12 protein-coding genes are annotated in these 13,510 nt (G+C 67.3%); 2 read left to right on the forward strand and 10 right to left on the reverse strand.

Annotated elements, in window-relative coordinates:
* Nucleotides 1-13: 13 nt before the first annotated feature.
* Nucleotides 14-688 (reverse strand): response regulator transcription factor, encoded by a 675-nt coding sequence (locus WS89_RS27025; protein ID WP_059505539.1) that lies wholly within the window; start codon nucleotides 686-688, stop codon nucleotides 14-16.
* Nucleotides 689-696: 8 nt separating this feature from the next.
* On the reverse strand, nucleotides 697-1,512 hold the full coding sequence (locus WS89_RS27030; RefSeq protein WP_059794942.1) for a MipA/OmpV family protein: 816 nt from the start codon (nucleotides 1,510-1,512) through the stop codon (nucleotides 697-699).
* A 329-nt stretch (nucleotides 1,513-1,841) separates the two neighbouring features.
* On the opposite strand from WS89_RS27030, the gene WS89_RS27035 reads away from it, so the two are divergent.
* The gene (locus WS89_RS27035) at nucleotides 1,842-3,320 is read left to right on the forward strand and encodes an aminotransferase class V-fold PLP-dependent enzyme (protein ID WP_059794944.1); all 1,479 of its coding nucleotides are present in this window, start codon (nucleotides 1,842-1,844) and stop codon (nucleotides 3,318-3,320) included.
* Between the two features lie 92 nt (nucleotides 3,321-3,412).
* Here WS89_RS27035 and WS89_RS27040 read toward each other — a convergent pair whose 3' ends face one another.
* Nucleotides 3,413-4,204, reverse strand: a complete 792-nt coding sequence (locus tag WS89_RS27040; RefSeq protein WP_059794947.1) for a helix-turn-helix transcriptional regulator — start codon at nucleotides 4,202-4,204, stop codon at nucleotides 3,413-3,415.
* Nucleotides 4,205-4,313: 109 nt separating this feature from the next.
* Between WS89_RS27040 and WS89_RS27045 the strand changes: the two genes are divergently transcribed.
* Complete coding sequence (locus WS89_RS27045) at nucleotides 4,314-5,393, forward strand: alcohol dehydrogenase catalytic domain-containing protein (protein WP_059794950.1); 1,080 nt, start codon at nucleotides 4,314-4,316, stop codon at nucleotides 5,391-5,393.
* Nucleotides 5,394-5,463: 70 nt separating this feature from the next.
* Here WS89_RS27045 and WS89_RS27050 read toward each other — a convergent pair whose 3' ends face one another.
* The 7 genes from WS89_RS27050 to WS89_RS27080 all read right to left on the reverse strand — a co-directional run bounded on the left by WS89_RS27050 (nucleotide 5,464) and on the right by WS89_RS27080 (nucleotide 13,509).
* On the reverse strand, nucleotides 5,464-5,856 hold the full coding sequence (locus WS89_RS27050) for a 2-oxoglutarate dehydrogenase (RefSeq protein ID WP_227789689.1): 393 nt from the start codon (nucleotides 5,854-5,856) through the stop codon (nucleotides 5,464-5,466).
* An 82-nt stretch (nucleotides 5,857-5,938) separates the two neighbouring features.
* Nucleotides 5,939-7,786, reverse strand: coding sequence for a S10 family serine carboxypeptidase-like protein (locus tag WS89_RS27055; RefSeq protein WP_059794952.1), 1,848 nt, complete (start codon nucleotides 7,784-7,786; stop codon nucleotides 5,939-5,941).
* A gap of 697 nt (nucleotides 7,787-8,483) precedes the next feature.
* Nucleotides 8,484-10,298, reverse strand: a complete 1,815-nt coding sequence (locus WS89_RS27060) for an ExeM/NucH family extracellular endonuclease (protein ID WP_059505549.1) — start codon at nucleotides 10,296-10,298, stop codon at nucleotides 8,484-8,486.
* A gap of 168 nt (nucleotides 10,299-10,466) precedes the next feature.
* Nucleotides 10,467-11,408, reverse strand: a complete 942-nt coding sequence (locus WS89_RS27065; protein ID WP_059794953.1) for a CopD family protein — start codon at nucleotides 11,406-11,408, stop codon at nucleotides 10,467-10,469.
* A complete protein-coding gene (gene copC, locus WS89_RS27070) occupies nucleotides 11,405-11,785 on the reverse strand; it encodes a copper homeostasis periplasmic binding protein CopC (RefSeq protein WP_059505584.1) in 381 nt (126 codons plus the stop codon). The genes WS89_RS27065 and copC overlap by 4 nt, the downstream gene beginning before the upstream one ends.
* Before the next feature lie 14 nt (nucleotides 11,786-11,799).
* Entirely contained in the window at nucleotides 11,800-12,147 is a 348-nt protein-coding gene (locus WS89_RS27075) for a copper-binding protein (protein ID WP_059794957.1), read from the reverse strand.
* Between the two features lie 66 nt (nucleotides 12,148-12,213).
* The gene (locus tag WS89_RS27080) at nucleotides 12,214-13,509 is read right to left on the reverse strand and encodes a copper oxidase (protein WP_059794960.1); all 1,296 of its coding nucleotides are present in this window, start codon (nucleotides 13,507-13,509) and stop codon (nucleotides 12,214-12,216) included.
* Nucleotide 13,510: the final 1 nt, after the last annotated feature.

A 13,510-nucleotide genomic window follows, 5' to 3' on the forward strand; every position in this document is an offset into this window, starting at 1 on the left:
CGGCGAAGCATCGTCACGCGTCGCGCAGCGCGAAGCCGGCGCCGCGGATATTGGTGAGCCGCGTCGTTGCGCCGATCGCCGTCAGTTTCTTGCGCAAGCGGTGCACGGTCACCTCGAGCGCGTTCGGCGTGACCGCCTCCGCGAACCCCCATGCGGCATGCTCGAGGTTCGAATGCCGGACGGTCCGGCCCGCGGCTTCGATCAGGCAGAGCATGATCTGCAGTTCGGCCGGCGCCAGCAGTACCGTCCGATCGCCACAGCGCATCGCGCGCTGGGGCGGGTCCACGGTCACGTCCGCGAACGACGCGACGAGGGCCGTGAGCAGCGCCGGGCGCCGCATCAGCGTGCGGACGCGGGCGACGAGCTCGCTCATTTCGAACGGCTTGGTCACATAGTCGTCGGCCCCGCTTTCGAGCCCGTCGATGCGGTCATGCAACGCGTCGCGCGCCGTCAGCATCAGGCAAGGCATCATGCGCCCCGCCGCGCGCAGCGTCCGCAAGAACGCCAGGCCGTCCCCGTCGGGCAATCCTCGATCGACGATCAGCAGCGCGTAATCGGCCCGGTCGATACCGTAAGCGGCTTCGCGAGCATTGCCGAACCGGTCGGATTCGATCCCCGCCGCCGCCAGCGCCTGAGCCAGCAGCCCGGCCAGGCGCTCGTGATCCTCGACAATCGCCACCCTTGGCATACTCGCACTCACTTGAACCGATACATGTAGCCGATTCTGGCCTCGGGAACGAACCGTCTTCCGACGAGCGGACTGTCGGTGATGCCGTCGCCGAGTCGGGACACACCCACGTCCACGAAAACCGTCTGCTGCTTCGTCAGCCGGTAGTCGATACGGGTGCCGGCCGACACGTTCACGGCCGAACCCGCGCTGTATGCGGCGCGCCACGCACGTGCCTCGGATGGTCGCACGCCGTAATAGTAGTCGACGTATTTGTTGCTCAACCATTCCGCGCCGACATGTGGCGCGATCGAAAACGCGCCGAGCGCGAACGCCTTCTCGAAGCCGATCTTCGCGCGCTCGCCCTTGTTTCCGCCGAGCAGGAAACTGCCCGACAACGTGCCGAAGCGCGTGTTCCATGACAGTGCAGGGCCGTACCACAACGCGCCCTTGCGATTGTCCATGCCGTTCAGGATCGGTGCGTCCGAGCCCTTGTATCCGTCGAACAGCGAGAACTGGCCACGCAGCGCGAGATGGACGCCGCTCCAGCTGCCGATTTTCAGATCGACCGTGGTGCCGATGGCCTGCACCCATTTGTTGTCGAAGTAGACCAGCGGAAAAGGCAATACGCGGGTGCCGTCGCCGCTGTAGACCGACGGTTCGACGCCGATGCCGGCGCCCAATCCCCAATGCGTGACGTTCGTCGCGTGGTCGAGGATGGTCAGCCCCGAATGATCGGGATCGGGCGGGCTCATGGCGTCGTCCGCCCACGCGGAAGCGGATGACAGTGCGAATGAAGCGGCAATCAGCCATAACGGACGTGCGCGGCGGGCGGCAATTTTCACAATCGTTTTCCTGGAGTCGGCAGTCGAAACGGGGGCTACTGTAGGACCAGTCGACTTACCGCTCACTTACCGAAAAAATCGTCTCGTGCGGAGCTTGCGAAGAATTCGGATGGTGGGAAATATCGACGCAAGGCGAGAGGCTCGATACGCGCGAGCCGGCATGCCGGCGCCACCGCACTCGGCTGGCCCAAAAAGAAACAAATTCCCCCATTCCACATATGGCGAAAACGTTATTCCACATCGAGCGGAATCCTCAGCCAACTTTGGATCCTTTTTCCCTTCTGTCCCCCGTATCATTTCCGTCACTACGCAATGAGCAAGAGACGGACATGAGCGAACCCACCCCGCTGCACTACCTCGACTACGCAGCCACGACCCCCGCCGACCCTGCCGTGATCGAGGCGATGACGGCCTGCCTCGGCTTCGACGGCATCTTCGGCAATCCCGCCTCCAGCTCGCACGCCGCCGGCCGGCAGGCGAAGGACAAGGTCGAGCACGCCCGTGCGCAGGTCGCCGCGCTGATCGGCGCGGACGCCGACGAGATCGTCTGGACGTCGGGCGCCACCGAATCGAACAACCTCGCGCTGAAGGGTTATGCGGAAAACGCGACCGGCAAGCGCCACCTGATCACGAGCCGCCTCGAGCACAAGGCCGTGCTCGACACGATGGCGAACCTGTCGAAGCGCGGCATGCAGGTCACTTTCCTGACGCCCGACGCCCACGGCGAAATCACCGCCGACGCGGTGGCGGCCGCGCTCGGCCCCGACACCGGCCTCGTGTCGCTGATGCTCGTGAACAACGAGATCGGCACGCTGACCGACATCGGTGCGATCGCCCGCATCGTGCACGCCGCCGGCGCGCTGCTCCACGTCGACGCCGCGCAGGCGCTCGGCAAGACACCGATCGACGTGCGCGCGCTCGGCATCGACATGATGTCGATGTCCGCCCACAAGGTGTACGGCCCCAAGGGGATCGGCGCGCTGTTCGTCCGCCGCGAGATCGCGAGCCGGATCGCGCCGCAGATTCACGGCGGCGGCCACGAGCGCGGGCTGCGTTCGGGCACACTCGCGACGCATCAGATCGTCGGCATGGGCGTCGCATGCGAACTCGCCGCCGAAAAACTTGACGGCGAAACCGCGCGGATCGCTGCGCTCGGCGCGCGGCTCACCGACGCGCTGTTTGCGCTCGGCGACGTCACGCAGAACGCGGCGGCCGCCCGCCGCATCCCGCACACGCTGAGCCTGACGGTCGATGCGCCGGGCTTCTTCCCGTTCATGCTCGGCGAAGCGCTCGCCGTGTCGTCCACCTCCGCATGCAATTCGACCAGCGGCGCACCGTCCCACGTGCTGACCGCGATCGGCCTCGATGCGGAAACGGCCGGGCGTACCGTGCGCATCAGTTTCGGGCGCTTCACGACGGAGCAGGACGTCGACTTCGCGATCGGCTGTTTCGCGCGGGCGATCGAGCAATGCCGGGCGGCCGCGGCGACCGGCTTCACCGCGTCGCGGCAGATCACGCCGGCCGACCTGAAGGCGATTCGCAATGCGGGCTTTCGTGCGGTGATCTGCAACCGGCCGGATGGCGAAGGCGCGGATCAGCCGTCGTTCGAGGAGATCGCCGCGGCCGCGCGCGAACTGGGAATGGACGCGCGCTACCTGCCGGTCGAGCGCGACCGCATCGGCGACGCGGAAGTCGACGCGTTCGGCGCACTGGTCGACACGCTGCCGAAGCCGGTGCTCGCGTATTGCCGCAGCGGCAGCCGCTCCGGCATGCTGTGGAATCGGCTGTCCGCTCGACGGGCGGCGTGAGCCACCCCCACCCTTACGCCTGACCGCCTGCGGTCGCGCATGAAGCCGATGCTTCGCTGCGTGGCCGCCTGGCGGTGCCGGTCACGACCGCATCAGGTCCGTTCATCGCCGTTCACCGGCGTATAGATCGCCAGCTTCAGCGCGGGATCGTCGTTCGCCTGGAACGTCGCGTACTCGTAGCGCTGCGTGCCGCGTTGCGCATGCACGAGCACCTTCTCGCCCGACACGCCGCTGCGCACGTCATGCGCATCCCACCATTGCGCGAATTCGCTGCTGCCGGCGCGCAATCGCACGACCAGTGCGACGAACGCCGGATCGCTCGCGTAGAGATCGTGGCTCGTGCGAAACAGCGCGATCATCCGCCGCGCCTCGTCGGCCCAGCTCGCGGCGAACAGCGCACGCGCGTGCGGCGTCTCGAACATGTAGACGAGGATGTTGCGATCGGCTTGCGCCAGCCGGTCGAAGCCGAGCACCTCGGCCGCGGCGGCATTCCACGCGAGGATGTCCCAGCGCCGGCCGGTCACGTAGGCAGGCTGCTGAAGGTGCGCGACGAGCCGCGCGAGGGTCGGCGGCACGCGTTCCGGCACGAACGCACGAGGGCCGTCGCGCCGTGCGAGCGTGCGCAGATGGAGGGCCTCGGCCTTGTCGAGCCGCAACGCGCGCGCGAGCGCGTCGAGCGTCGCCTCCGACGGGTTGACGTCGCGCCCCTGCTCGAGCCGTACGTACCAGTCGACGCCGATGCCGGCCAGTTCCGCGACTTCCTCGCGCCGCAGGCCGGGCGTGCGCCGGCGCGGGCCGCCGTGCAGGCCGACGGCCTCCGGTCGCAGCTTCTTGCGCCGCGAGCGCAGGAAATCGCCGAACGGGGTTCGCGTGGTGACGGTCATCGGGTTCGCTCCGGGCAGGGTGGTATCGGCCCATCCTGGGCTCGCGCCGGGCCTTGTTGCAGATTCTAAGCCTGCCAGAATCGACGCATCCCCACCGTCAGGAAGCGTCATGAAAGCTGCGATTCTGAAGTCGTTCGGCAGGCCGCTCGCGATCGAAACGATGCCGGACCCCGTGCTCGGCACCGGCGAAGTCGTCGTGGACGTCGTCGCGACGCCGGTTCTGCCCTATGCGCGGGAAGTGTTCAGCGGCGAGCGCCGCTATCCGCTCGAGCTGCCGATCGTGCCCGGCTGCGGCGCGATCGGCCGAGTCCGGCAAACCGGCCCCGACGCGACGCAATTGCAGCCGGGCGACTGGGTATTCTGCGACCCGACCGTCCGCTCGCGCGACGACGCGCGAATGCCCGACATCGTGCTGCAGGGCTGGAGCACGCGCGGCGAAGGCGGCAAGCAGTTGCAGCGCTACTTTCACGACGGTCCGTTCGCCGAACGGCTACGCGTGCCGACCGAGAACGCGGTGCGCATCGGCGCGATCGCGTCGGCCGACGCCGCACGCTGGTGCGCGCTCAATACCCTGCTCGTGCCTTACGGCGGGCTGCTGGCATCCGACCTGCGCGCCGGCGAAATCGTGCTCGTCAGCGGCGCAACCGGCCATTTCGGCAGCGCCTGCGTCGCGGTGGCGCTGGCGATGGGCGCGCGCTGCGTGGTCGCGCCCGGCCGCAACGTGCGCGTGCTCGCGGATCTCGAACGCCGCTTCGGCGACCGCGTGCGCACGGTCGAGCTGACCGGCGACGAAACCGGAGACCGCATCCGCATGCAGCAGGCTGCGCCGGGGCCGATCGACTGCGTGATCGACCTGATGCCGCCGTCGGTGCCGGCGACGACGGTGCGGGCGGCCGTGATGGCGGTTCGCCCGTACGGGCGCGTGGTGCTGATGGGCGGCGTCGGCATGCTCGGCGGGGCCGGGCTCGAGCTGCCGTATCCGTGGATCATGCGCAACGACATCACGCTGCGCGGTAAATGGATGTACCCGACGCAAGCCGTGACGCTGATGACCGGGCTCGTTCGCGGCGGGCTGCTCGACCTCGGACAGTTCGACGTGACGGCCTTCGCGCTCGACGACGCGAACGACGCGGTCGCGCATGCGGCGGAGCACGGTGGACCGTTCAGGATGACGGTGATCGCGCCTTAGCCACGCCCGCCGACGATTCGGCGGCCGGTGCGCCCGACAAGCCGCACGGCCGCCGCCCCTGCCTGCTACGTCACTCGTCCTGCTGTTCCTGCTGCGCCTGCACCTGCCGCTGCCGGATGAACTGCCGTACGTCGCTCATCGTCACGCGGCCGGTGTGCTTCGCATCGATCTCGTCGAAGTGCTTCGACACGAAGCCGAGCCCGCTGCTCTGCGCCTGCGCCTTCGTCACGGCTGCGCCGTTGCTCAGCACGGTATTGCCGCCGAGCCTCGCGTCGACGCGCTGCTGCGCCTGCTGCTGCAAGGCCGCGCCGGTCGACGGCAACACCGGCGCCGCCCGCGTGGCAGGAAAGAACGGACCGTCGACACCGCGCCCGCCGTGCGGCAGCTTCACCGGCGCCACCGCCTGCGGCGGCAACGCGTAGGCACTGCTCATCACGGCACCGAGCACGATCAACGGGGACATACGCCGCATCAATTGGATTAGGGACATGATCGCTCGCATTCAATGGATGAATAGAGGGTTCCGCCGACAAGGCGTGCGTCGCTCAGGGGGCGGCCGCCAGCGTCGTCGCGGCCGTCGCGCCCGGCACGCTGCCGGTCGGCACGCTGGGCGGGTTCTCGTCCGGCCACGGCGGCGGCAGCATGCGCAGCGTCAGCGCCGTCGGAATTCGCGCGCCCTTGTAGAACGTCTGCAGATCCCGCTTCATCAGCGGACGGGCGACGTCGTCCAGGTAAGTCATGTGGCCGCCCTGGAAGAAGTTCACCTGCAACTTCGGATTCAGGCCCTTGACCGTCTGCAGCCGTGCGAGCTGCTTCTCCGTGTTGAAGAACGGCGTCGCGAGATCGTGGTAGCCGTTCTCCGCAAGCACGCGAAGCTTCGGGTTGAGCTGCAGCGCACCGAGCAGATCGGGGATCGTGTCGGGCATCGGCTGGCCGTCGTGCGAGAAGTCCCAGACGCCGATGATGTTGTCGTTCAGCGGCAGGTACGTCGCGTTCGGGGCCGTGTAGCCGAGATAGTCCGGCATCTGCGTCGCGAGCGCGTTCGTAAACGGCTGCGAGATCAGGATGTCGGACGGATCGCCGTCGGTCTGCAGCCGCGGGTCGGAATTCGGCAACGACACGCGCCCGTCATACCGGCCGATCGTCGTGCCGGGCAACAGGCTCGTGCCGAACGGATTCGCGTTGAAGTAGCCGCGCAGCGCCTGCTGCGTGAGGCTCGACGGGATCGACCACAGCCTGAGCGTCGCATCGCTCGGGAACACCGGCGTGCCGAGCGCATCCGGAATGCCGAGCTGGCTCAACACCCACGACTGCGAGTACTTCTGCAGCTGGCTGTAGATCAGCGTCGTGAACAGTTCCGTCTGCAATGCGTACAGATCCTGGTTCACCGGCGCCAGAGAGACCTGGTTGAAGTACGCCGCGACCGCCGCGTAGCCCGGCAGATAGCCGGCCACCGTGTCGGTGTCGAGCAGCAGCCCTTCGGTCGACTGTGTGATCGCCACCGCTTCCACCGCATCCGCGAAGTAGTTCAGGATCGACGACTGCAGCACGATGCCCGTCAGGTGCACGCCGGCCGATTCGAGCGCGAGCGCGAGCATGTCGGTGCGCGGCGTGCCGTACGATTCGCCGTACAGGTAGATCGGCGACGTGCCGCGGCCGTTGACGTTCAGGTAGCGCTGGATGAAGTCGCGCATGATGTTCACGTCCGCGTCGGAACCCCAGTACTTCTGGTTGGTGTTCGGCAACACGGCTTCCGACAGCCCGGTGCCGGGCGGGTCGATGAACACGAGGTCGGTGGTGTCGATCAGGCTTTCCGCATTGTCGACGAGCGGATAGTTCGGCCAGTTGTTGCCGAACAGCGGATCGGGCGTGGCCACGCGGGTCGGCGCGAACGAGCCGAGCCGCAGCCAGATCGACGACGAGCCGGGCCCGCCGTTATAGACGAACGTGACCGGGCGCGGCTTGCCGTTCGTGCTGGGCGCCGTGTACGCGACATACGACATCGACGCTTCCGCGTTGCCGTTCGCGTCCTGCGCGGTCAGGTGGCCGGTGGTCGTCGTGTAGTCGATCGTCTTGCCGCCGCCCTTCCACTGGTAATGCATGACGGCCGCTTTCTCGGCCACCTGCGACGGCGCGAGGCCGTCGGTCGCGTTCATCGAATACGCGACCGGGTCGACGTACGGCTGGTTGGCCGCCGGCGCCTGGGTGCCGGCCGCCTGCGCGCTGGCCTGCTGGCTCGCGGTGGCCTGTGCGAGGCTCGACGCGCCGACGGACGACGAATCGTCGCCGCCGCATGCCGCGAGCGCCAGTGTCATGGCGGTCAATGCGCCTAGCCCGCCCAGCCGGCCGCGACGAACGCGGCGGCTGCCGGTACTGCTCCTGTCTGGTTTCATCTCTGCCCTTTGATTTCGGATACCGCGTCACAAAGGCCGCCGACGCCCGCGAAACGCGCAGGCTTGCCCGCCACTCGCGTTGCACGGTCGGCAATCGGCGGTTGGATGGGACTTCTAAGAGACTGAACTTGATACAGACACAGCAAACTGCCGGCGAGAATGATGCCAGGACGCGCCCCCTGCAGTTTGGACCACTTTTGTATTACTGAAATTTACGACATGACAAAAATAGGCGGTGCTGCGCCGCGTTGTCAAAGATCATTCGGATATTAAAAATCCCGCAATGATGCGAAGGGCGGACAGTGTCTGGAATTTGAAAGAAAACGGGATTATTCATGCAAGGTGCGCTTCATCGGCAATGCCGCGCCGAATATTTTACTTTTCCCGCACAACGTAGAAGCCTTTCCCGTATTGGCGCAGCGCATTCAAAGCCTTCGGATCGACAGGACCATTCTTTCATTTTTATTATCACCGGATCGATCGGGACGGTGCAGCGACATGCGCACGTCATTCGATAATTCGATTCGCTTCAATCGCGCTTCAATTGCAGAAACGATGTGCACTGCGTCATCCATAAAATACCGGTTCGATTGATTTTTCGCGGCATTATTTACCCGGTATTCGAACGGCTTTCCCGGACAGGCGCGGCGCACGGCATTGCCGCGCGTCGCGCCTGTCGCAGGAACTCAAACCACCATTACTTCCCGCCGCCCGGCAACGCGATATCGATCAGCACCGGATCGTGATCCGACGAGCGATATGCATCCGGCGCGTAGAACGTCTTCTGCTGCTCGGCCGACTTGTACGCGAGCGTGTACTGCAGCGCGACCGGCTCGTCCGCGTTGATGTGCCATTCGTGCACGGCCTTCACGTGCGACGCGAGCGGCAGCGTCGCGAGCGCGTGGTCGAGATAGCCGGCTTCGCCGTTGTACACGTAGCTGTACGCGTTCGCGCCGATCCAGCGCGCGACGAGGTTTCGGTAACCGCGCGATTCGAGCGTGCGGATCGGATCTTCGTACGTATAGCTGTTGAAGTCGCCGATCAGCAGCACGCCCTGGCTCTGGACGCCCGTCGGGTTGCCGGCCAGCCAGTCGGCGACTTTCGCCGCCGCGCGCGTGCGCGTCGGGTTCCAGCAGCCCTGGCCATCGCCCTGGTCGAGATCGTCGTTCGCGGCGTCCGGGCAGTTCTTCGACTTCAGGTGGTTCACGGCCACCGTCAGCGCCTGCTTGTTGCCGCCGATCAGCCGGAACGACTGCGCGAGCGGCTGACGGTTCTTGTCGTCGATCGCGAGCGTCGCCGCGCGGCCGACCGGTTCGACCTTGCGGCTGTCGTAGATCATCGCGACCGCGATCGCGTCGCCGCCGAGCCGCGACGTGCCCGGATCGACCACGCGCCAGTGGTTGCCGAGCTTCGCCGCGAGCTGGCGCACCGCGCTCAGTTCGCCGTAACCGTTGTTCTGGATTTCCATCAGGCCGATCACGTCGGCGTCGATCGCCTTCAGCGCGCTGACGATCTTCGCTTCCTGGCGCTGGAACTCCTGGAAGGTCTTCGCGCCGCGATTGTTCGGATCGTCGAAGCCGCCGCCGAGACCGTTGCCGTTGAAGTAGTTCAGCACGTTGAACGACGCGACGCGCAGGTTCGATTTCGGATCGCGCGCCGGTGCGTTCGTGCGCGGGTTCGCACGTGCGTCGAACGCCGGCACGGCCGCGCCGGGCAGCGGCTGCACGCGCCATGCGCCGTAACGCACCTCGAGCACGCCTTCGACGTCGCGCACGGTGTAGCCCGCGCGCAGCGTGTTCGCGGCCGACAGGCCCGGCGCCGGGTACGGCACGGTCGCGGGATTCTGCTTGTTCGAGCCGTCGTCGAGGATCAGGCGGTTGCGCGCATTCGCGTCGATCTGCGTCTGCGCCTGCGCGGGCGGCACGACGCTCGTCGGCGTGCGCAGGCGGCCGTTGCTGAGCATCACGCTGCCGTAACGGCCGAGTTCGTAGTTGTCGGTGACGCTCAGCGTCTGCGGCAGGCGCACGAGCATTCCTTCGTACGCGGCGAACGCGTTCGGGCTGTCGACCGGCAGCGTGAGCGTCGCGGGCGTGACCGTCTGGCCGTTCGCGCACACCGCGATCGGGCCCGACAGCGTGAGCTGCGTCTGCCCGTACTTCTCCTCGATCTTGCCCGTCACGTGCACGAGATCGCCGGCCTTCGCGCGCGCTTTCGGCGCATAGACGAACAGGCCTTCGGACACACCCGGCTGGTTGCGGCGCTGCGCATCGGCCTGCTGGACGAAGAAGCCGCCGAAGCCGTCCGTGCCGCCGAAATCGGCGGTGACGACGGCTTCGATCGACGCGTTCTGACCGGCGAGCGGCGACGGTGCGCCCAGCCCCTGGATCTCGGCAATCGGCGTCGTGCTGCCGCCGCAGTTCGGGCTGACGGGCGCGGCGGTCGCGGCGAATACCGGCGCGGCGAGCGTCGGGAGCAGCAATAGCGGGGCAAACAGGCGGATTGTCGAGCGCATGGCGGGAATCCCGGTTGTGAGGGTGACGAAAGCTTAGCGGCGCTCAATGACAGTTTCCGGTAATCGGAAGACAGGCCGATGTAATCGCCGTCATCACGCCGCTTTCGCCCTGCGTCGTCCGGTCATGTCTCGACAATGCAGCCGATCTTCCGACGAAAACCCGCCGCGCTAGACCGTCCCCGGCAGCGCGCTCGACACGAGCACGGCCGCCGCCATCAGCACGCCGCCGAGCACGACCGCCTCGATCCGCAGCACCGCGCCGAACTGCTTCGACGCGCGTGCCGGCATCGCGGCGGCCGGGTCCTTCAACGCGTCCAGCAGCTTCGGCATCCCGAAGAAGCGGTTGTGCCCGCCGAGCATCGCGGCAACCAGCACGAGCGCGAGCTTCAGCAGCAGGATCTGCCCGTACGTCGATGCGAGCAGGTTGGCGGGCGTGGCGACGCCGCGCCAGCCGTTGTATGCGCCGGTCGCGAACAGCACGATCAACGCGCGGGTCGACGCATCGGACAGCGACTGCACGAACGCCGCGCCCGTCATGCGCTCGCTCGCCGGCATGCGGGCGAGCCGCGGCATCAGGCCGAACGCCGTCACGAGCACGAGCCCGACCCACGCGCTGATCGCCAGCAGATGCAGCCAGTCGACCCACACCGGCACGCTGAACAGCCCGGCGTCCACCGGATGGCCGCCGTTGCTGCGCGCCAGCGCGACAGCGGCAAGCGCGGCCACCATCGCGAACGGAAACCGCGTGTCGTTCGCGCGCCCGACGAACGACAGCAGCACGACGACGAGCATGAACACCGTGCCGGCCAGCCACGCATGACCGAACCCGGTGCGCGCAAGCATCGAACACACCGCCGGCCCCGCGTCGAGCAGCGGCACTTCGCTCATCAGCGCGCAGTGCGCCCAGAACGCGGTGACGCTCGCGAGCAGCGATACGACGGATGCGATGCGCAGCGTCGCGACGAGCCGCCGGCCGACGTCGTGCTGCCATGCGGACGCGCCGCGCGCGAGCCAGCGGCGACCGAGCACCGCACCGACGGCCACCGCGAACCCGGCGTTCTGGATCGCCACCGCCACGAGCCGCAACAGGCCGACGATGCCGTCGTTCATTCCTTCACCCGGAACGTATAGGTGCCCTTCGTGCGATGCGCATCGGCCGTCATCGCCGCCCACTGCACGGTGTACATGCCTGCTGCCAGCTTCGGCATCGCGACGGTCATCACGCGCGGGTTCGATGCATCGACCTTCGCCTTGTCCTGCGTGACGGCGTTGCCGCTCGCATCCGACACCTTCACCGAGCTGAACGCCGGTTCGAGGTCTTCGTTGAACGTGAGCCGCACCGTATCGGGCGCCGCGTCGACCGTGCTGCCGGCCGCCGGTGCGGCGCTTTCCAGCTTGCCGTGCGCCGACGCCGCGACCGGTGCGACCGCAAGGATGGCGGCAGCCGCGATGAAACCGGCCAGCCGCTTGCATGTCGAGATCGTCATGTTCGCGCTCCGCGTCACGGCTTCTTCAGTTCGACGACGGTCAGCGCGCCGTCCACGTCCTCGGCGACGAAGTCGACCGTATCGCCCGCCTTCACTTGCGACAGCATCGCCGGGTCCTTCACCTTGAATACCATCGTCATCGCGTCCATCCCGAGGTTCTCCAGCGGGCCGTGCTTGATCGTCAGCTTGCCGGCCGCCGTGTCGACCTTGCGGATCTCGCCGTGCGACATGCGCGACGCCGCCGCAACGCCCTGCTTCGCGCCGTCGCTCATGTCCATGCCGGCCATGTCGCCGGCGGCGTACGACGCAGCGGAGAACGCCAGCGCGCAACCCGTCGCCATCAAAACCAGTCCCTTCTTCATCGTGTCGACTCCCGTGTGAGTGAATGGAAACCGGCGGCCGCACCGGCGCGGCCGCCGCGTGCTGCTTCAACCGTCCGGCATTTCGCCGGTGTATTCGTATGCGACGGTGCCCTTCGGATGCCGGAACCAGCCCGGATCGCGATAGTCGTTGCGGCCGAGCCCGTGCCGCACCTTGAGCACCGTGAACATGCCGCCCATTTCCAGCGGCCCGAACGGGCCCGTGCCGGTCATCATCGGCAGCGTGTTGTCGGGCAGCGGCATCTCCATGCCGCCCATCGCGCCGCCCGTGCTGCCCATCGCCATGTAGTCGGGCACGAGCTTGCCGATCCGCTTCGCGAGGCCCTTCTGCGGTACGCCGATCAGGTTCGGCACCTGGTGGCCCATCGCATTCATCGTGTGGTGCGACTTGTGGCAATGGAACGCCCAGTCGCCCGGGCGATCGGCGGTGAACTCGATCGCGCGCATCTGGCCCACCGCGACATCGGCCGTCACTTCCGGCCAGCGCGCGGCCGGCGGAATCCAGCCGCCGTCGGTGCCCGCGACCTCGAAGCTGTAGCCGTGCAGGTGGATCGGATGATTCGTCATCGTCAGGTTGCCGAAACGAATCCGCACGCGGTCGCCGGCGCGCACCGGCAGCGGATCGATGCCCGGGAACACGCGCGAGTTGAAGGTCCACATGTTGAAGTCGGTCATCTCGTTCACGCGTGGCGTGTAGCTGCCCGGATCGATGTCGTACGCGGCGAGCAGGAACACGAAATCGCGATCGACCGGCATCGTGCCGCGGTCCTTCGGATGCACGATGAACATGCCCATCATCCCCATTGCCATCTGCACCATCTCGTCGGCGTGCGGGTGATACATGAACGTGCCGTGCGCTTCGAGCTGGAATTCGTAGACGAAGGTCTTGCCGGGCGGGATATGCGGCTGCGTCAGGCCGCCCACGCCGTCCATCCCGTTCGGCAGCCGCAGCCCGTGCCAGTGGATCGTCGTGTGCTCGGGCAGCCGGTTGGTCACGAAGATGCGGACCTTGTCGCCTTCGACGGCCTCGATCGTCGGGCCCGGCGACTGACCGTTGTAGCCCCACAGGTTCGCGTTCATGCCGGGCGCCATCTCGCGCACGACGGGCTCGGCCGTCAGGTGGAATTCCTTCCAGCCGTTCTTCATCCGCCACGGCAGCGACCAGCCGTTCAGCGTCGCGACGGGCGTATACGGGCGGCCGTTGGGCGGCACGAGCGGCGGCTGCGTGCCGGTCTTCGCCATCGTCGGCGCTTCGGGCAGGGATGCGGCGCCGGCCTTGCCGACCATCGCCGCACCGAGCAGCGCGGCGCCCGAGCCGCTGAGAAATTGTCGACGGGACACCATG

This window comes from Burkholderia sp. MSMB1072, from assembly GCF_001524725.1.
Classification (GTDB): Bacteria; Pseudomonadota; Gammaproteobacteria; order Burkholderiales; family Burkholderiaceae; genus Burkholderia.